15 protein-coding genes, 1 tRNA gene and 1 pseudogene are annotated in these 18869 nt (G+C 60.7%); 4 read left to right on the top strand and 13 right to left on the bottom strand.

Annotation, left to right across the window (positions count from 1 at the left end):
* The first annotated feature begins 554 nt into the window (after positions 1-554).
* Complete coding sequence (locus HMPREF1219_RS02015) at positions 555-1814, top strand: TetR-like C-terminal domain-containing protein (RefSeq protein ID WP_245554376.1); 1260 nt, start codon at positions 555-557, stop codon at positions 1812-1814.
* Between the two features lie 370 nt (positions 1815-2184).
* On the opposite strand, the gene HMPREF1219_RS02010 is transcribed toward HMPREF1219_RS02015, so the two are convergent.
* The 6 genes from HMPREF1219_RS02010 to HMPREF1219_RS01985 all read right to left on the bottom strand — a co-directional run bounded on the left by HMPREF1219_RS02010 (position 2185) and on the right by HMPREF1219_RS01985 (position 7891).
* The gene (locus tag HMPREF1219_RS02010) at positions 2185-2685 is read right to left on the bottom strand and encodes a P-loop NTPase family protein (protein ID WP_040427105.1); all 501 of its coding nucleotides are present in this window, start codon (positions 2683-2685) and stop codon (positions 2185-2187) included.
* Positions 2686-2927: 242 nt separating this feature from the next.
* Positions 2928-3539 carry a nucleoside/nucleotide kinase family protein gene (locus HMPREF1219_RS02005; protein WP_016457344.1) on the bottom strand — a complete coding sequence of 204 codons (612 nt, stop codon included), beginning with the start codon at positions 3537-3539 and terminating at the stop codon, positions 2928-2930.
* Position 3540: 1 nt separating this feature from the next.
* Positions 3541-4344, bottom strand: a complete 804-nt coding sequence (locus tag HMPREF1219_RS02000; RefSeq protein ID WP_016457343.1) for an energy-coupling factor transporter transmembrane component T family protein — start codon at positions 4342-4344, stop codon at positions 3541-3543.
* Entirely contained in the window at positions 4341-5696 is a 1356-nt protein-coding gene (locus HMPREF1219_RS01995) for an ABC transporter ATP-binding protein (protein WP_016457342.1), read from the bottom strand. Before HMPREF1219_RS01995 ends, HMPREF1219_RS02000 begins: the two co-directional genes overlap by 4 nt.
* A gap of 76 nt (positions 5697-5772) precedes the next feature.
* On the bottom strand, positions 5773-6426 hold the full coding sequence (locus tag HMPREF1219_RS01990) for an ECF transporter S component (protein WP_016457341.1): 654 nt from the start codon (positions 6424-6426) through the stop codon (positions 5773-5775).
* A 394-nt stretch (positions 6427-6820) separates the two neighbouring features.
* Positions 6821-7891, bottom strand: coding sequence for a TDT family transporter (locus HMPREF1219_RS01985; protein ID WP_245554375.1), 1071 nt, complete (start codon positions 7889-7891; stop codon positions 6821-6823).
* A gap of 69 nt (positions 7892-7960) precedes the next feature.
* Here HMPREF1219_RS01985 and HMPREF1219_RS01980 point away from each other — a divergent pair, with 69 nt between their 5' ends.
* Positions 7961-8872, top strand: a complete 912-nt coding sequence (locus HMPREF1219_RS01980; RefSeq protein WP_016457339.1) for a LysR family transcriptional regulator — start codon at positions 7961-7963, stop codon at positions 8870-8872.
* On the opposite strand, the gene HMPREF1219_RS12135 is transcribed toward HMPREF1219_RS01980, so the two are convergent.
* Complete coding sequence (locus HMPREF1219_RS12135; RefSeq protein ID WP_016457338.1) at positions 8822-9742, bottom strand: hypothetical protein; 921 nt, start codon at positions 9740-9742, stop codon at positions 8822-8824. The two genes, HMPREF1219_RS01980 and HMPREF1219_RS12135, sit on opposite strands and share 51 nt — an antisense overlap.
* A gap of 103 nt (positions 9743-9845) precedes the next feature.
* Here HMPREF1219_RS12135 and HMPREF1219_RS13160 point away from each other — a divergent pair.
* A pseudogene (locus HMPREF1219_RS13160) lies at positions 9846-10050 on the top strand (IS1249 family transposase); the annotation flags it as partial.
* A 141-nt stretch (positions 10051-10191) separates the two neighbouring features.
* Here the strand turns inward: HMPREF1219_RS13160 and HMPREF1219_RS01970 are convergent.
* Positions 10192-10264, bottom strand: a tRNA-Glu gene (locus HMPREF1219_RS01970).
* Between the two features lie 277 nt (positions 10265-10541).
* Here HMPREF1219_RS01970 and thrC point away from each other — a divergent pair.
* The gene (thrC, locus tag HMPREF1219_RS01965; protein WP_040426766.1) at positions 10542-11915 is read left to right on the top strand and encodes a threonine synthase; all 1374 of its coding nucleotides are present in this window, start codon (positions 10542-10544) and stop codon (positions 11913-11915) included.
* A gap of 117 nt (positions 11916-12032) precedes the next feature.
* On the opposite strand, the gene HMPREF1219_RS01960 is transcribed toward thrC, so the two are convergent.
* From HMPREF1219_RS01960 to HMPREF1219_RS01945, 5 genes are all read right to left on the bottom strand, one after another.
* Positions 12033-12926 (bottom strand): FGGY-family carbohydrate kinase, encoded by an 894-nt coding sequence (locus HMPREF1219_RS01960; RefSeq protein WP_016457336.1) that lies wholly within the window; start codon positions 12924-12926, stop codon positions 12033-12035.
* Positions 12923-13327, bottom strand: a complete 405-nt coding sequence (locus HMPREF1219_RS13155) for a hypothetical protein (RefSeq protein ID WP_016457335.1) — start codon at positions 13325-13327, stop codon at positions 12923-12925. Before HMPREF1219_RS13155 ends, HMPREF1219_RS01960 begins: the two co-directional genes overlap by 4 nt.
* Positions 13328-13372: 45 nt before the next feature.
* A complete protein-coding gene (locus HMPREF1219_RS01955) occupies positions 13373-16120 on the bottom strand; it encodes a DEAD/DEAH box helicase (protein WP_040426764.1) in 2748 nt (915 codons plus the stop codon).
* 220 nt (positions 16121-16340) lie between these two features.
* Complete coding sequence (locus tag HMPREF1219_RS01950) at positions 16341-17501, bottom strand: ABC transporter ATP-binding protein (RefSeq protein ID WP_016457333.1); 1161 nt, start codon at positions 17499-17501, stop codon at positions 16341-16343.
* Between the two features lie 33 nt (positions 17502-17534).
* The gene (locus tag HMPREF1219_RS01945; protein WP_016457332.1) at positions 17535-18851 is read right to left on the bottom strand and encodes an ABC transporter substrate-binding protein; all 1317 of its coding nucleotides are present in this window, start codon (positions 18849-18851) and stop codon (positions 17535-17537) included.
* Positions 18852-18869 lie beyond the last annotated feature (18 nt).

Raw genomic sequence — 18869 nt, 5'->3', positions numbered from 1 at the left:
TCGGCTCCTAGGCGTACCCAAAAACAACCCCACATCGAACGTCACCCCCATCCAATTACCCCCTCAGGTTGACGAACTATATAGGAACACCCCCCTTAGTTTGGAACCAAAGGGGGGTACATACACCGCCAGTAGGCCTAAGCCCACGGGTTTGGTTCGGTGGCAGAAATTTCTGTGACAAATACGACTCACAAATTTCAGCAGTGTGAGCCAAAGCTCTGGTAGTCTGTATGCAAAGCATGGCAGGTGTGGGTTCCCCAGATTTGCCAGGTAGTGGCTATTGACGCGCTTCTTCTCCCCGGAGAGATTACGAAGCGCCGACTTGTGCCCAAGCTAAGTAAAGCTTGGGCTGCGTTACACTAGATAACTGTTGACAAATTTCGAAGCAGTGACGACGGAATTTAGAGAACAAATTTCACAGCAACATCGAGGACAGTGGAGTGAACTTAAACCGAAGTCGAAGCAAGGCAGAAACGCGTAGTCGCATCCTTTCCGCAGGATACGAAATCGTTGGCAACCGTGGGTGCGACTCTCTCACCCGCGATAAGCTTTCTATGGTTTCCGGCATTAGCAAGGAGGAGATCTCGGAGTTCTTCCCCACGGACGAACAACTAAGGACGATCCTCCAGTCTGAGCTAGACGCAACGATCAATAGGTTTGGCGATTACGAGTTAGGCAAACTGCCCGATGATGCCACCTCCTTGGACAAGCTTAAAGCAATCGGGCGAGCTTACTTCTCGTTCTCCCAGGAGTCTCCGGACATCTTCGGTGCCTTCATCTCCAACCCGATGCCTATTCATTTTCCCACAGATTTTAACGAGGACATGAATAAGCTCAAGATGCGGCCGACGGTCACGCGTGTACTTGGTTACATCCATGACCTCATTGAGGAACTCGATGGCCCGAAGGATGTGGATTTTCTCCTGCACGTCGCCCTCGCAGCCTACGGTACGATTCACGGCATCACGCACTTGTGCACGTTCGGCATCTGCAGGCTGCTTAGCCCAGTAGCCAAGAAGCAGCTACTCCAAGGTTCCCTCGAGTGCCTGTCCGAAGGTGTCGTGAGGGCAATAAGAAAGGGCGGCAAGGTCGAGATTGAGCCACATTCTATGGTCGGCAATATCCCGATTAATGCCACCCCCAAGGCCACCGAGTTCCCGCGCGGCAACGATGAGGAAAAGCAGATCGCGGTATACCGCGGCCTCATCGATTTGGTATGGGACCTGGGCGTGGGCCACGTAGACATCGCCAAAGTTGGCCAATACGCCGACCTCCCTATGAAGGATGTCCTTCGTCTCACCGACGGTGCCGATAAGCTCCTCAAGACAACCGAGGATTACCTTGACAATCAGGATCAAGGGTTCATCGGCGTACAGTGCTTCTCGCTGCCCGGTGGCGCTAACGCTTTCTCCTACATCAAGGCAGCGGGCTACGGCTACGTTTCCTTCGCACTGCACGATCCGATCGGCTGGAACGTGCTCATCGAGATCGCATCGGGCTCCATCGTGCCCACCGATTTCGACAACTTTGACGAGCGCGAAGGCATGGGCGTTGCGTTCTCCTTCCTCACGGAGCTCACTAAGAAGGCCATCGAGAACAGTGATAGCCCTCGCCAGACATGGATCCTGTACTCTCAGGTGTTCGCGGCCTGGGCATCGGCTCACGGTTTGGCCCACCTGTTCTCCACCGGTGCACTCAAAGACCTCGATGATCAGGACAAGCTCGACCTCATCGGCCCGGTGTTCGACATCGTCATCCAAGGTCTGCTGTCTACCCTGAACATTGAATCCGTAAACGAGCTCAAGGCCGAGTAACCCGAAATCTATCCCCCAGAGGCCCTCCCCTCTTCGTCCTCATCTAAAGAAGGAATGGGAGGGCCTTTTCGTGCCCGGACGCTCTCGGCCTAACGTAACCACCGCGGGAAGTGATGCGACGGTGAAACCTCCGCAACGTGAGTTCGCAACTTCTCCATCCCAGCTGCGAAGCTTCTGCGAGATGCGGTGCCTCCACGGTAGGCGACGTAGCGGGGAGCTGTCCGGATGCCAATTTGTGAGGGGCCCAGGATTGCGGTCACAGTGCTCACCGGCGGCAAAAACGGGTGTGGCCAGGGCTGATCTTTCAAACGTCCGCCCTAAGGCGCTGCGGGTACCTGCGAAGTTACCAACGGAGGCGCAGTGAGCACTGCTACTTTCCGCTCCACCCCATGGCTTTGAGGTAGGTGGTTGCGCCGGTTTGATGGGTGAATCGGTTGACTAGAAGATGCGGCCTGTTGCGCAGAGCTTCCATCACTTTCGGGCGGACCTCCATGTGGAACTTGTTGATGTAGGCGGCTTCGTTTTCGTTGCCTTCCGGGGCCGCCGACCAGTTTGTATCCGGCCGACTGGCTTTGTAATTCCGCACGCTTTCCAGGCACGTTTCCAAGGAGTAATCCAGGAAGAAGGCACCATCGCTAGCATCCAACAGCATGTCCAAAACATTGAGGTAGGTGCCGCTAATGATCCACTTGCCGCTCTCCATCACCTGCTCTACACGGGGATAGAAGATCTCGTCTCCCACGTACTTGCCTTGATGGCTCCAATACAACTTGTCCAGGTTGGTGACGGGAAGGTGAGTGATCTGAGAAAGAGAGGCGCTAAATGTTCGCTTACCGGAACCAGGAGAGCCAATAACGACAAGTTTATCCATACTCGCCATATCTCCCGTCCTAGGTCTTCGCTTGAAAGTAACAACACTAATACCCGCGACGGTGCCAGGAAGACTACTTACCGTCTACTCCTCGCCTGGCCGCCAGACAGATTTCGTGCAGTTTCTAATTTACCCCACATTCCTGACTTTCCCAACGCTCCAGGCCGCACGTGAAGAAAGTTGCGCCTGGTGAGAGTGGCGATACGTAAAAAAGGCTGCATACGACCACAGAGCAAAACTGCCTATGTGTACGTTGTTTTCCATTCATTTACTCTACGAATAGCCGTACGGATCGCCTCCTCATCGTCACGACTACTACCCCCGCTCAGACGTACCGTAATGGAAGCGAGTGCCACCCTTCCCCCAGGACCGCAGTTCGCGTCAAAATGCACCTCTTGTTCCGCCCACATGTCCCAGAAATTTTGGAACCCCGGATCCCTCTTTAACGCCCGTGTTCGCCGAAGTTGCACCGGCGCGTCAATCCACACAGTGAGACACGGAGACGTAGCTTCCTCCGCGGGACTTTCCAGGGATTCACCCCCACCGCGGAGAACGGCTGCCTGAACGTTTTGTTTTGTAAGTGAACCTACCCCCTCTATTATGAGGTCAGCTAATGGATCAAGAGGCACCCACTCCCCTGGACGGTCGCGTTCCCAATCCCAGCGATAGTACCCCGGATCATCCATTCGGAGGATACAATTTTTCACTATTTTAGACCCCTCCACGAGCCCACCCCATCCGGGGTAGAAATCGTCCAGATGGATCACCTGAAATCCCGTCGACAAGCCCAACCGGCGCGCGAACGTCGTCTTACCGGCTCCAGAACGGCCGTCGATAAGCACAGTCCTGGGCATACTACCCCACCAGCCCAAACAGGCGGAATGTTCCGGCCCACACGGAGACCGCCACCGGCACGGCCGCAAGCACAACAGTCACAGCGAGGATCACGCCATCCCGCAGGTGGAAATCCTCACGCTTCGCCCACGTACGGCAGGACGCGTAGGCAAACCCACGCGCCTCCATCGCCACCGACAGTGTGGATGCGCGGCGCAGCGACTGAACAAGCAGGCCGAAAGCGAGGCTGGCACCATTTTTAAACCTATGGCCGAATCCGTGCTGATCGATGAGCCCGCGCGAGCGACGGGCCCGATGCATCGCGTGAAGATCGTCCTGCAACGCCGTCAACATCTGTAGTGCCGCTACCGTGCCAAGCACGAACCTCGCCGGCAGGTGCAACACCTGCGCCAGGGCGCGCCCCAGGTCGGTGGGATCCACCCCATAGGAGACGAGGACCACCGGTAACCCGATGGCCAGGACACGCAGGAAGATTCCAATCGCCAGCTGAATCGAATTGTCCGTCACGTGCGCGGTGAGGAAGGAAAAGTAGGTCTCACCACCTTCCTGCCCGTACAGCAGCATGGGGATGGAGCCAAGCGCGGAGGCGATAAGGAGGGGAACACTCCTGCGGAGCACCACTCCCACCGGGGCCCTCAGCACCGGGATCGCACAGAGCTCGATGAGGATCGCGATACCCGCGGACACCCAATCGACGGTGAGGAATAGTGGCAGCGTAAAAATGACGACGATGAAAAGCCTTGTCACCGGGTTCATAGGAAGCCCAGTGTCAACCACGTCGTCCTCGTACACCGGGACGCTCATGTAAGCACCTCCACATGGTCCCCCAGGCTCGCCTCAAAGACTGGGTCGTGCGTAATCGATAACACCGTCACCCCGTTGTCCGTCAGCTCCCGGATGAGGCCCGTGAGCTCCACAAAGGTTGTTTGATCCTGGCCAAAGGTAGGCTCATCAAGAATCACCAGCCGGGGCGCGTTGGCCAGCGCTGTCGCAACCGATAGGCGCCGCTTCTCCCCGCCGGACAGAGTGAACGGGTTGGCATCAACGAGGTGCCCAAGCCGCAGCCTCTGTACAAGCTCGTCCACCCGCTCCTTTGGCGCACCGCTAAGCGAGAGCTCGGAGAGCACCGTGCGGGCGACAAATTGGTGCTCGGGGTTTTGGAACACGTACCCGATTCGGCGTGCCACATCCCGCGAGCGCCACGTGTGCGGCAGCCCGCGCAGCCCCTGGCACAAGTCCTCGGCAACAACCATCTCGCCGCCGCGTGGCTTCTCCAGTCCTGCCAAGGTGAGGGCGAGGGTTGTCTTGCCTGTGCCGTTTTCCCCGCGCAGCACGGTGGAGTAGCCAAGGGGCAACCGCACCGACCTCGGACTGCCCCACGCCGTCTGCAACTCGTGGGTCTCGATGATGTTTCGCGCGTTATCCGGAACTGTGAGGTGTGCGGGGAGATCGAAGTGCGGCACGGCCTCCTCCGGTGCGATCTCATGGAGCCCAGCGCCATCCAGGCGGTAGACGGTATCCACGAGGTGAAGCCACAGCTGAGGGTTGTGCTCCACAACGATGAGGGTGGCACCCGTCACGCGAGCGACGGTGTCAACGGCGGCAACAATATCGCGGGCACCCTCCGGGTCGAGGTTGGCCGTCGGCTCGTCGAGGATGATGATGTCTGGCTTCATGGCAAGGATCCCGGCCAGTGCAAGCCGTTGCTTCTGCCCGCCAGAAAGGTGGGTGGCCCGGTGCGAAAACGGCACTGTCAGTCCCACCAACTCGAGGCTCTTTTTTACCCGCGGCCAGATTTCCTCCGGCGGCACGGCTAGGTTCTCGGCACCGAAGGCGACGTTGTCCCCTACTCTGCTGCAAATGACTTGGGAGTCGGGGTCCTGGAGCACCATTCCCACGGCTCCCCGCACCGTCAGCGTGCCGTGCTGCTCTCCCTCGTCGTCGGCGGTAATGAGTCTCGCAATGAGAGAGAGCAGGGTAGATTTCCCGGCACCGGAATCGCCGGTGAGAAGCACCCGCTCTCCTCGGCCGATGGTCACCGACACCCCCGCAAAGGCCGGCGTCGTACGCGACGCGTGCGTGTACGTAAGTCCCGCCGCCTCGATGGCGATATCGCTCGGGTGCGCCTCTAAATCGATGTCTCTACGTGGTGTCACAACTACCTTTTCGTGCGTTTTCACAGGACCTTTCGCAGGTCAGGCCGACGGCATCCGGCTCGGCGGCTCCGCGGGGTTACTTTGCCTCAGCGCGGCCCGCGGCGAAGCGATCCAGCGCGCCAGTTTGCGCCAGGGCTTTCACCAGCAGGTGACCAACGATGCCAGCAAGCACTGCGCCGGAGATGAGGAGACACACGAGGTAGATCATGTTAAACTCCAGGCTCTTTGCCAGGTTTGCGCTGGTGAAGAGCTCCAGGCAGAAGGCGCCCAGGCCGGAAACTGCACCGGCCAATACCGCGACCTGCGGGCCAAACTTCTTGTATCCGAAAGCTGCAAAGATCAGTTCCGCGCCGAGCCCCTGCGCGATGCCGGAGTAGAGAGTAGATACTCCCCACTGGCTGCCCAGTACTGCGGACACGCACGCCGCGATGAGCTCAACAAAAAGCGCTGCGCCCGGCTTGCGGATGATGAGGCCGCCCAGTGTTCCGCCGAGGAACCACATGCCGGCGACGAATCCGCCGAAGCCCGGTGTTAGCGTGTCCAGCGCGGTGAATCCGGCGTAGCCCACCATGTTCCACAGCCAAAAGATGAGCCCACAGGCCACAGCGAGCACGGCAGCCGTGATGATATCGATGCCCCGCCACTTGAGCGTTGCTTTCGTCTTCTTCTGGGTCGCCCCGGTGGTGCGTACCACCTGCGTGTTTTGTGCGGGCGTGACAGGTTTGCTCATGAAAGTTATTCCCTTCCTCTCGCCGGTATTATCCGGATCAGGTTCTACGGTTCGCCGATGAGGCATCTCAGCCGGTAGCGGTTCCTACCAGGCACCCGCGGTGCGAAAATAAGCTTAGGCCCATCCCAACTTTTCCAGCAAGCACTACCCCCACGTGTCCGCACCCCACCCCGAACTCAATTCCGGGCGAAGCATCCTCCTCCCACGCGGTGCCCCCGACGTTTCCTCTGGTCCCGACGTTTTCGCTGGCCCCGGTGTCCCCACCGGGACCCCTTCTGTTTTCGGGACTTGCTTGTTCGCGCCCACCGGTCTCCCGAGGCACCTAGGTCACGCTAGGGCGCACGTGTTCCCCTGCACACATGGTGTCCACGGCGCCCCCTGCCTTTCGAGTCTCTTACCCACGGGCAGTGGGTGCCACCAGGTTCTCGCTCGATTCGTGCGTATCGGCGCTCTCGCTTCCTGCCGCCGGGTGGAACCGCGGGTCTTCCACCACGAGAGTGGGGTGCCGCTTGGAGTGGTAGCGGTGCGCTGCGGGCGACTCGTGAACAAGCCAGCTTGCCCACCGCGCGCAGCAGATGGTCCAGTGGGTTACAAGCAAGACCAAGAAGAATACGGAGACGTAGTCCAGCCACCCGGCGTCCGCCGTGTGCGAGAGGAGGTGCGTGCCAAGGCACAGGGTGCCGGTGGGGAATGTCGAACCCCACCAGCCCGGCGAGTAGCCGTCCCACTCGAACACAGCGACGTAGAACTTCTTCATCGCAAATTCCACCATCCGGATGCCGGCGATGAGCATGACAGCCCCGTAGATGATGGCGAACTTGCCGCCGAACAACACTTGCGCGGCCGCGGTCGATTGTCCCACCACTCCGAGCGGAATCCATGCCGTGCCGGCGATCTGGCCCGGAAGGGCGAGCTTTCCTCGCACCACGTCGATGTACACGCGCGCGAAGATGGGGAGAGCCGTCACCAGGGAAAGGATGAAGCACACCACTCCCACGTGGTAATACAGCATGCCGTGCGCGGGTGCCAGCTGCCCGCCACTGGTCGCGCCCACCATCGGGGCCACCAAAGCCAGCCCCCACTGGAAGGTGGGGGAACCTGCGAAGCCACGCAGCTGGTTGAGGCACACGATGATCGCCAGCGGCGTGCCCACCCACCAGGAGGCGATTTGGAACACGTCGTTACCGGTCACAGCCGTCCACGCCGAGCCGCAAGCCAGAATACCCATGGCGTACATTCCCCAGGCCGGCATGAGGGTGTGCGAAAAATGGGGATTGCGCTTCCACAGCCAGCCGATGCTGATGGTGACCAGGATCCCCGCGGCGATGACCGCAAAGAACAGTGGCACAACGCTGGGTAGACCGTGGGCGACCGTCAGTGAGGCGGCGATGGAGGTTCCCATGAGAGAGCCCGCCCACGCGGGTCCAGCTGGGGCGAGAACACTGGGTTTATCTGACTTATGCACGGTGGAACTGTAAAGGGTAACTGGGACCACTTTCGACACCGTCACCCGTGTAGGGGGTACAATGATTGCATGTATCCCCGCCTACCTGCATGGGAAGATATTGCCGCGGTGGTTCTCGCCTCCGAGCACGAGAGCATCTCTGCTGCCGCCCGGGCTGCCCACGTCCACCAGCAGACCCTCAGCCAGCGCCTCACCCGCGCCGAGAAAACACTCGGCGTGAACATTTTTCAGCGCTCCCCCTACGGAATCGCACTAACGGTCGCAGGCAATGCCTTACTCCCCCACATCCGGGAGCTCCTCGCGCGCGGCGAGGAATTCGAATCCCACCGCCAGGCGCTCGTCGCTCACCCTCCGCACACCACGCTCACTATCGCCGTCTCCAACACGGTGGCGGAACTCTACAGCCCCGCCTGGGTGGCAGCATTTACAGCCTCCCACCCGCACGTGTCGGTCACACAATTGCAGGAGAACTCCACCGGAGTGCGCACGCTCGTCGCCGAGCAGCGCGCCGATGTCGGCTTCGTTGAGGGTGGCCACAGCTTCCACAACGAGGAGGAGGAACGCATCGGCGAGGATGAACTCGTCCTCGCCGTCACACCCGACCACCCGTGGGCTACCCGCACGAAAGAGAATCCCGTCACCCTTAAAGAGCTGCGCACCACACCCCTCGTCGTCCGGGAGCAGGGCTCCGGCAGCCGCACTGTTATCGAGGACGTTGTGGGTACGCTTGCCACGCCGGCCGGTGAATTTGGCTCGCTTGCTTCCCAACGCGCCGGCATCATCGCACTGAAGGCACCAGGAATCATGGCGAAGGGCGCGATCGCTGATCACGTCCAGCTAGGCAAGCTGCGCCGGGTGCCCACGGAGTGCTCCTTTGTCCGACCACTGACCGCCGTGTGGCTTCGGCACGCCACCCGCAGCACAGAGGCCCTAGATTTCGTCCGACTTGTCTCCGCCCACCCGGCGACCTCCCTCGGTTAAGTCCGAGGCATACTCGTCTCGTAGGTGTAGGTCTGATTCCGCCGGAATATCCGCCTTGCCCAGATGATCGATGACGGCGGCCTTACGTGCGTCCTCTTCGAGCATTTCGGCAAAGGTCGAGCGGGTGGCTTTCACAATCCCCCTACCCACCATGTAGTTCATGCTGCCACCCACGGCCGCACCGATTCCCAACGGCACGGCCTTGCCCAGCACAATGATTCCCTGCTTCGTTCCGTACTTGGTGATGAAGTTGCGTCCCAAAATCTTGTTGAACTGCGTGAGCGACTTTTGCGGAACGGACTTCACAAGCTGTTTCCCCCAGTGCCCGCCGATACGGTTCGATGTCTTTTGCACCACGGAGGAGGATGAGCCGCCGAGAAGCACCGCGAAGATGAGCGCACGCTCGTGATCGGCGTCCTCGAGCTCCACGTCCAGCGCCTTGAGCACGGAGTACACGTGGGTGGCCGCAGCCGTGAGGAGGTACCCCGTGTCTCCCAACACTGCCGCGGTCCCCACTGCGGGCACGAAGTTGGCGCCTCCCGCCGCGGCCCCCGATACGGTGACGCTGGAGAGGAACCGTCGCTCTAGCTTTTCGACGATCTCCGCCCCCGTCATCTGGGGGTTCCTCTCATGGATACGCCGCACCTGCGCCTCCGCCACGGCTCTCGCGGGTCGGCACAGCTGGTCAAAAATCGCCTCCGGTGTCACCCCTCGCGTGAATTGCATGACCGAGTCCGCCGAGTGCTGCAATACCGGTACCGGATTGGCCTTCTTTACCCCATTAGTGATCGTTCGCATGGCCATGGAAACCCGTCCAGCATCATAGTTCGAATCCGTTCGTGGCGCCTTCACAGTTTTGTCCTTCTTCATGCGATTTCCCGGCCTTCCTCGCGGTATTTCTGAGAACAATAATACCTATCCCACCAACGTGAGAAGAGAAGTTTTGCGCCGCTAGTTGATCGCCTCGTGGCCGTACACCCACACAGAACTGCCTGGCGCCCCACTAGAGATCGCCAGGCAGTCACATTTCGGACAAGACCTGCTTTCCAAAGCCAAAGATCTTGCCGTAGAAGACATAAACAACCAGCAAGAAACAGGAAGTCCAGCCCTCTACGACCAGGCTATCCCAACCGAATACACCCCACTCAATCGCCATCCGAAAAGGCCACATCCGCTAACACACCACCCCACCACGCAACTCACCGAACCAGACTCACATTTTGCACCTTACCCCCACATTTTGCACCTTAACCCCGAAAACCAGTTCCCGGTTGCATGAAAAAAAGAGGCAGCCAGTGAACCTGACTGCCTCTTCGTTGTACCCCGCACGGGATTTGAACCCGTGCCGCCGCCGTGAGAGGGCGGTGTCCTAGGCCGCTAGACGAGCGGGGCATATTGAGTTGGACTCGCGTCCGATTTTTTACTACCGCGACGGTAGCGTGCACACGAGTTTACGTAACCGAACTCAAATTACCAAATATCGCTTGTGTACTGCGCGTTTATTATCTCATTTGGTGGCAAACAGCAGACTTAATAGGAAGGTGATGGGTCTCAAACACTCCTGCGGTTGCACGCGCAATACCTATGTCTTCCCCGTAGCTTGTTTATCGTACAGAGCAACTGGGTGAAATCCGTCGCGGAACTGGCAGGTACGGTACGATTCGTTCCCATGAAGTATTTCTCCACGCGCGACGCACAGCACACCTCCCCCGCCTCCTTCGACGACGTTCTCATTCGAGGGCTGGCACCCGACGGTGGCCTGTACCTGCCGGAGGAATACCCGCAGCTTAGCTCCGAGGATCTCGCAGCCTTTGCGGGCAAGAGCTACCCCGATGTCGCCGAGGCGATCATTGAGCTCTTCGCCCCCGGCAAGGGACACCTCGCTCACAGGGCGTACACCTCCACGGCGTTTAGCTCCCCCGAGATCGTTCCGCTGACCAAGGTCACCGACGATCTGTATATCGGCCACCTCTCCGAAGGCCCCACGGCCGCGTTTAAAGACATGGCCATGCAGCTCCTCGGCGTGCTGTTCGAGGATTCCGGCAAGGAGATGAACATCCTCGGCGCCACCAGTGGCGACACGGGCTCGTCGGCCGAGTACGCGATGCGTGGGCGCGCGGGCATCCGCGTGTTCATGCTCACCCCCAAGGGTCGCATGACACCTTTCCAGCAGGCACAAATGTTCAGCCTCGATGACCCGAACATTTACAATATCGCCGTCGACGGCGTGTTTGATGATTGCCAAGACATTGTCAAGGCCGTCTCCGCCGATGCAGAGTTCAAGGAGAAGTACCACATCGGCGCGGTCAACTCGATCAACTGGGCGCGGCTCCTCGCGCAGGTGGTCTACTACGTGTGGCTGTATGTCCAGGTGGGTAAACCTGTCTCGTTCTCCGTCCCCACGGGCAACTTCGGCGATATTTGCGCCGGCCACATCGCCTGCCAGATGGGTGTGCCCATCAAGAACCTTATTGTGTCCACCAACGAAAACGACGTTCTCCACGAGTTCTTTACCACCGGCACGTACCGCCCGCGGTCGGCCGCCGAGACGCTTGCCACCAGCTCCCCCTCTATGGATATTTCCAAGGCCAGTAACTTCGAGCGTTTCATCCACGACCTCGTCGGCGCAGAGCGCACCGCAGAGCTGTTCGGCTCCAACGCGCCGTCGTTTACGCTGACGGCGGAAGAAATGGAGCGTGTGCACGAGGAATTCGGGTTCGTCTCTGGTTCTTCCACCCACGCCGATCGCCTCGCCACGATTGCCGCGCTGCACCGCGACCACGGCCAGCTCATCGATCCGCACACCGCCGACGGCGTCCACGTCGCCCAGACGCTTCTTGCCGATCGCGCCGTGGAGGCGCCCGTCGTGTGCCTGGAGACCGCGCTTCCCGTCAAGTTTGCTGAGACGATCCGCGAGGCGATCGGCGAGGATCCGGTTGTCCCCGAGCGTTTTGCAGACATCGAGACCGGCGAGCGTTACGTGACGGATATGCCGAACGATACCGAGGCCGTGAAAAAGTTCATCGCCGATCACGTGCAGTAGCTCACGCATGGGAGAACTGTCCTTCAGCGCTCCTCTCCCGGCCCGCACGTTGTCGCCCCGAGGTATCCGCTTATCGACGCCCCGGGGCGAGGCTTTTTTTACCTCTCGGTGAGCTCATCACATGAGCGAGAGGAACCGGGCAAAGCGCTCCTTTTCCTCGGCGTAGCTGTGTCGCGGGGTGAACTCCTCGGTGGCCTGGGGCGTGGGGACATCCACGCCAGCGAATCTCAGTGCACCGACGGTGCCGGCATCAAAATCTGGCAGGACGTGAACGGTGCGCCCGGTGACATCGCTTAAGATCTGCATCCACTCGCGTGAACGCGTGCACCCACCGACGACGGGAAGGGGCGCGTGCGTGGCTTCTGCGCCGGAGTCGATGTCGAAGCTCAGCGCCAGGCACACGCCCTCCAGGATGGCCTTGTGCAGGTGCGCGGGCGTGGTCTGCGCGGTAACACCCACGAACGTGGCACCGGGGCGATCCACCCGGCGCGGGAACCTTCCGCCGGAAAATGCGGGGATGGCAACCACACCCGACTTCTCCCGCGGAAGCGGGCCATCCACGGGGAAGAGCCGCAGGGCTTCGTCGCGGGCGGCTCCCGCCTGCTGGACGGCGGCGATGGTGAGGAACTCGTCCTTGCCGAGCGCCAAGGTGTGCTTCTCCGGGCGGTGTTCCGTCACGTCCTTGGTGATGCGGGCGTACCAACCCGTTGTTCCCATGTAGACATGCTCGTGCCCGATGCCGAGTGCCGTGGTGGCGGCATCGCCCGGCGCGAGAATGATGGGAATCCCCTTGTAGGTGCCCACTTCACCCTGGGCGATTGTGGGTAGGTGCCGCTCGGGGTCGACGCCGACGGCAGCGCAGACTTCGTGAGACCAGGTACGTGTGGCGATGTCGAGGAATGCCGTCGTGGATGCGGTCGTGGGATCCACGTACTCTCCCAGTCCAAGGGCGTGGATGACGTAGCCTGCCGGGGAAAAGATAGCTCGCCCTGCGCCGAGCGTGTGCATCATTGCCACGTTGGAGGTGGCCCCTTGCAGGTTTTGCCGGTGATCTCCTCCCAGCGTGGGATCGCGGGAACTGTGGAGCGGGTGTCGGAGTACAGCACGGCGCGGTCCGGTTCCAGTGCGGATGGAGCGTTATCAAGGTAGACGAGGTCCTGCATCTGGCCTGTCAGGACGATGGCATCGTAAACGTTGCGACCGTCGTAGGCGTCGTTGAATGCGGTTCCGTCCCGCTTGACGGAACCGTCGTAAGCGTCGGCACCGTCGACAAGCTGGTGGAAGGCGGCGAGCCAGTCGGAGGGGCGCTGCTCCACGTGGCCGGGGTGACTGGTGAACGTGGGGTAGGAAACGGTGCGGCCGTCGCTCGCCTTGGCGCCGGAGGTACCAAAGTCGATGGAGAGGACACTCATCGTGCTCCTTTGCGGGTCGGGCTTAGTCTGTGCCGGTTGGTTCTTCTACGAGGACAGATGCTTAAACAGTGATTCTTCCACGGGAGAATGCAGAACCAAATCCACGGTGACCACATTCTTGCCGCCGTGCTCCGCGTCGCGGGCGGAGCACGGATCCACCTCGCCAAGGTAGTAAAACTTCTGCCCCTCCTGGTCGCTCTTCTTCACAAACAGGTGGCGGGTGACGGCCGGGTCGAGCACACTCGCAATCTCCTTGGATTTCAGCGTCCTATTCAGCCTCGAATACCAGTGCAGAACATCGTTATCCACGAAGTGGTCGTTGTAGTCCGTGGCATCGTAGGTAACAAAGATGGGGCACGTGGCCGTCGCCTGGTCCACCTTGTAGCCGTTGATCACACCCTCCTGGTTGGAATCCCACCCCAGTATCCGGCACACCTGGCGGCGGGTGTACTGCCTGCCCACCACGAGGTCGCCCGTGTCGGTGCCACGCAGGCGCGCGAGCGCCAGGCCGGTGGCAACAATGTCGTCCACGTGGGCGCGGAACGAGGTGGCAGGGTTCGCCTCCTCACCATAGGCGAGGTAGAGGCCACGGAATTCCTCGGAAAGGAACCACCTGCCATCGCGTTCGACGATGAGAGGCGTGGTACCAAAGCTCGCACCCTGCTGCTTGGCGGAGTAAAACGCGAGCGTAAGCACCCGGAATACCGACCTTCTCGCCAGCGGTGAGTGGAGCAGAGCGGAAGGGTCGATGCCACCGCCCTCCGAGGCGCGGGCGAGCAGGGCCTGAAGCACCTCAAGTTCCTGGGGGCGGATGGAATCGAGAAGCTCCCTGGAAAGGAAGGTGAGGAAGTGATCCTCAGCCTCCGTGGGGGCGGTATCCACGGCGCCAAACGAGGAAAATAGGAGCCTCCAGTAGTTCTTCCTGCGTACCACCACGTCCGGGTCCATCGTGTCAAAGCGCAGAAAATCCATGAGCCGGGGGATGGTGCCCAGGCGGTGGCGCAGATCCGTAAACGCGGCGCGGATCTCCCGCATGCCGTCGATCGTGCTCGTAGAGATCGCGTCGAGGATCCGCCTGGTGGAGATCCGATCAAAACTCACCGACGAGCCCGCGGGCACGCCCTCGCCCGTCAGTACCTTCCTGCGCAGGCTTTCCTTGCTGCGCGACTGATCGCCCATGAGCGCCATGGGGATCATGTAGTTATTGCGGTAGTTGCCGATGAAATCGATGACCCGCAGGTGGTCCTTCCCCTTCGCCTTGCGCAACCCGCGCCCCAGCTGCTGGGTGAAGACAATGGGAGACTGCGTTTCGCGCATGAGCACGATCTGGTTGACGCAGGGAATATCGATGCCCTCGTTGAAGATGTCCACCGTGACGATGTAGTCGATCTCCCCCGCCTCCAGCCACGCCACGGTCTTCTCGCGGGTCTCGATGGAATCGCTGCCGCTGAGCGGCACAGCCGGGATACCGCGAGCGGTGAGCTCACCGGCGAGCGTGCGTGCCTCCTTCACCGTGGAGGAGAAGACCAGACCGTGGACATCCTCCACCCGCCCGTACTGGTGAAGCACCCGCACCACATCGTCCACCCTGCCGGTATCGGCAATGCCGTAGTAGTGAAACGGCACGAGCATGTTCTGGTCGAGCGCTTCGCCCAACCGAATCTCGTAGGGCACGTTGTAATCGAACAGTTCAAAGATGTTGAACCCGTCGGTGCGTTCCGGGGTGGCGGTGAGCCCGAGCAGAAACTCCGGCTCAAAGTAGTCGATGACCTGCTTGTACGTCGCCGCACCCGACTTGTGCACCTCGTCGATGACGATGTAATCGAACCTCCCGCGCGCCAGCCGGTGGAGGTTGCGTGACAGGGTCTGCACGGAGGCGAACAGGTAGTCGGCCTCCCATTCGGACTTTCCGCCCACGGCCATGCCGTACTTCTTCACCCCCAGGACCTGCTCGAACTCGGCCCGCGCCTTCACCAGGATCTGCTCCCTGTGCGCGACAAAGAGGAACCGCGCCGGGTTCTCCTGCCGCACGGCCAGGGCCGCGAGGATGGTCTTGCCCGTCCCCGTCGCCGAGATGACCACGGCGCGCCGCTCGCCCGACTCGCGGCACTCGGCAATATCCTCCAGCGCCACCTCTTGCATCGCGTTGGGCAGGATTTTCTCCCCGGCGCGCGGTTGGTTGCCATCAAAGACGATGGGCCGCCGGCGTCGCCGCTCGTACCGGGCGATCCACTCCTCCGTCAGCCGCACGCACCGGTTACTTTGCTTGTCGACGGCCCGTCGCAGCTGGTCTGCCACGTCACCGTCGCCTGTGGTGGAGAACTTGAAGTTCCACTCCTCGTTCTCAGCCAGCGCCGCGTTAGTGAGGTTGGAGCTTCCCACAATCGCCGTGGTCACGCCCTCAGCGTGCTCAAACACGTACCCTTTGGGGTGAAAGCCACGCTGTTCATCGTCGTGGACGTAGACGTCTACACCCCGAATGCGCAGGAGCTCGCGCAGCGCCTCCGGCTCGTTGAAATCGAGGTAACACGATGTGACGATGGTGTTCGTTGTCCCCGCTTCACACGCCCTGCGTCCAGCCTCCACCAGCGCCTGCTTGAGGGCAGCGATACCGCTGGTGTTGACAAAAGCGACGGAAAAGTGGAAGCTTGCGCACGTCTCGAGTTCGCCGCGCAGCACCTCGAGCATGGGGTGACTATCGTTTTCCACCAGCATGGGGTTGAGCGGTGAGGCGGATGCCGGATGCGCGGAGACGAACCCGTATCTCACAGCGGTAGCCAACTCACTTCGCATGGTTACCACACTACGGGCCCAGAAGGACCGGTGTGGGAACCGCGGCCGAAGCCTCTGACTCCGATATCGCGTGCACCCACACACAGTTGCCGTGGGAAACGTTGCAGGCCGGCATGAGATAACTTCCACCGGACGATGTATCCCTGAGAAGGCCCACGCGAGACTAACCTGACATGCCCCGGTGAGTGGGTGCTCACCGGGGCAGTCTCGTGTGAAGTAGCTAGCTTGCTACCGGCTGGTTCTCCACCGCGGGCAGGTAGTTGAGGTTGATCTCGCTCTCCGGCTCGAAGAACACGCAACCGTCCGGGATGGGGCGGACCCAGATCTGGTCGCCTTTTTCAATCACGTCATCCTTGCCAGCGCGCACGGTGACCATGTCGCCGCGCACGCTCACCGGTGAGTTCGGTGTCATGTGTGGGTGGCAGTAGGCGTACACCTCGGCGCCGAGGTGCTCGACGATTGCTACATCGAGTAGGAGGCAGAACTCCGCGGGCTCCTCGTTGACGGAAACAATCTCCCAGTTCTCGGGGCGTACACCGACGACGACGGTGTTCCCCGTTAACTTAAGCGCGTTTTCGCGGGTGAGGTTGAGATCCATGCGGTGGCCTTCGCCGATCACGGCGCGACCCTCTTCCACAGCGACGCCGTCGAGAAGCGTCATCGACGGGGAGCCGATGAACTGCGCCACAAACGTGTTGCCGGGGTTGTTGTACAGCACCTGAGGCACATCGACCTGCTGGAGGATGCCATCTTTGAGCACGCACACGCGGTCACCCATAGTCATCGCCTCAGTCTGATCGTGAGTGACGTACACCGTGGTGACGCCGAGTTCACGCTGCAGGGCAGCAATCTGAGCACGGGTGGAAACGCGCAGCTTCGCGTCAAGGTTACTCAGTGGCTCATCCATGAGGAACACCTTGGGCTCGCGCACGATGGCGCGCCCCATGGCGATGCGCTGGCGTTGTCCGCCGGACATCGCCGCTGGCTTTTTATCCAACAAATCCTCAAGCTGCAGCATCTTCGCCGCGAACGCCACGCGCTTCTCAATCTCCTGCTTGTCCATCTTCTGGTTTTCCAGCGCGAAAGAGATGTTCTGACGCGCGGTCATGTTGGGATAGAGGGCGTAGGACTGGAACACCATCGCCACGTCCCTGTCGCGGGCGCGGGATTCGCTCACGTCCGCACCATCGATGAAGATCTGTCCCTCATCCACCGGCTCGAGCCCCGCGAGCATGCGCAGGGTGGTGGATTTGCCACAGCCGGATGGCCCCACGAGCACGAGGAATTCCCCGTCGGCGATGGTGAGGTTCACCCGGCTCACCGCCGGTGGCCGGGCAGGATCGTAAATCCTGGAGGCTTGTCTAAACTCCACAGTTGCCATAAGTACACGCTTCCTTTCTTTTTCTACCGGGTGCTAGAGCAGCGGGGTGATCTGCTGGTCGATGGTCTTCTGCGTATCCTTTTGCAGATCCTCAAACACCGCGGTGACGTCCTCCTGGCCTACGGTGATTCGGTCCAGCGCACCACCGATGCGCTGCCCGCCACCGGGGACAAAGACGCGGGCGTAATCCTGGGGAGCGGTGTTTTCGGTGAGCTGCTCAATCGCAGTCTTGGCGTTCGGGTTCTCGCTCAGGTACTTCTGCTCATCCGGGTGGTCAATCGCGTCCTTACGCACGGGCATGTAGCCGGTGGCCTGCGAGAACTTGACGGTGTTCTCGGTGTTCGTCATGAAATCGATGAACTTAACGGCCTTTTCTTTCCGCTCGTCGGAGATGCCGTTGGCCACAGCGAGGCCAGCACCACCGGTGGGGCAGCCGGGCTTGGGCCCGGGAAGGTAGGTGGTGATGAACGGGATCGTCGCCGTCTTCTTCAGCCCGCCGAGCGAGCCCGTCGATTCCAGCAGGCCTGCGGCGTTGCCGGAGCCGAACTGAACCGTCGGGTCGGTGGCGATCTCGATGTACTTCTTCCCCACCATCTCCTTGAGGAACTCGCCGGCCTCGATGGACTTCGGATCCGTGAACGTGGGCTCCCACTCCTTAGAGTAGGCACCACCGAAGGTCCAGATCATGCCCTGGAAGTACCAGTCAAGGTAATTGGAACCATCCGGGACTACCAGTGCAGGCTTTCCACCTCCTGCTTCCACCAGCTTGGGTGCCCACTCCGCAAACTCCTGCCATGTCGCGGGCCCGCGGTCGGTGGGAAGGCCGGCCTTATCCAGAATGTCCGTGTTGAAGTACATGAGGCAGGTGGACCTGGAGTAAGGCACACCGTAATGCTTGCCGTCCAATGCGTAGTCCTCGCGCAGGGTATCGACGTAGCTGTCCGGATCCGTGCCTGCCTGCTTCCACAGGTCATCCAGGGGCGCGGTGGCCTCGTTGAAGGCGAAGTTGAACCAGGTGACGTCGGAGGCGACGATGACATCCGGGAGGTCGCCACCGGCCAGTGCGGCATTGAACTTCTGGGCCAGCTCTTCATAGTTTGAACCGGCGCTGACAAGTTCAACGGGGATATCGGGGTTTTCCTGCATGAAAGCATCGATCATCTCCTGCTCCAGGTCCTTGGAGCTACCCGGGTGGTTGGACCAGAACTGCAGCTTGCCGCTGCCTTCCTGGCCTCCGCCACTGGCACTGGTGCTGCCACCCGCGCACGAGGCAAGGCCCAGCGCGGTTGCAGAAACGACGCCCAATCCGAGGGCCTTGCGACGACTGATTTCGATGTTCAGTGGGTTCATGGTGATTGTCTCCTTTGT

Origin of the sequence: Corynebacterium pyruviciproducens ATCC BAA-1742, assembly GCF_000411375.1 — a bacterium.
Lineage (GTDB): Bacteria > Actinomycetota > Actinomycetes > Mycobacteriales > Mycobacteriaceae > Corynebacterium > Corynebacterium pyruviciproducens.
This window is presented reverse-complemented; position numbering and strand designations above follow the sequence as displayed.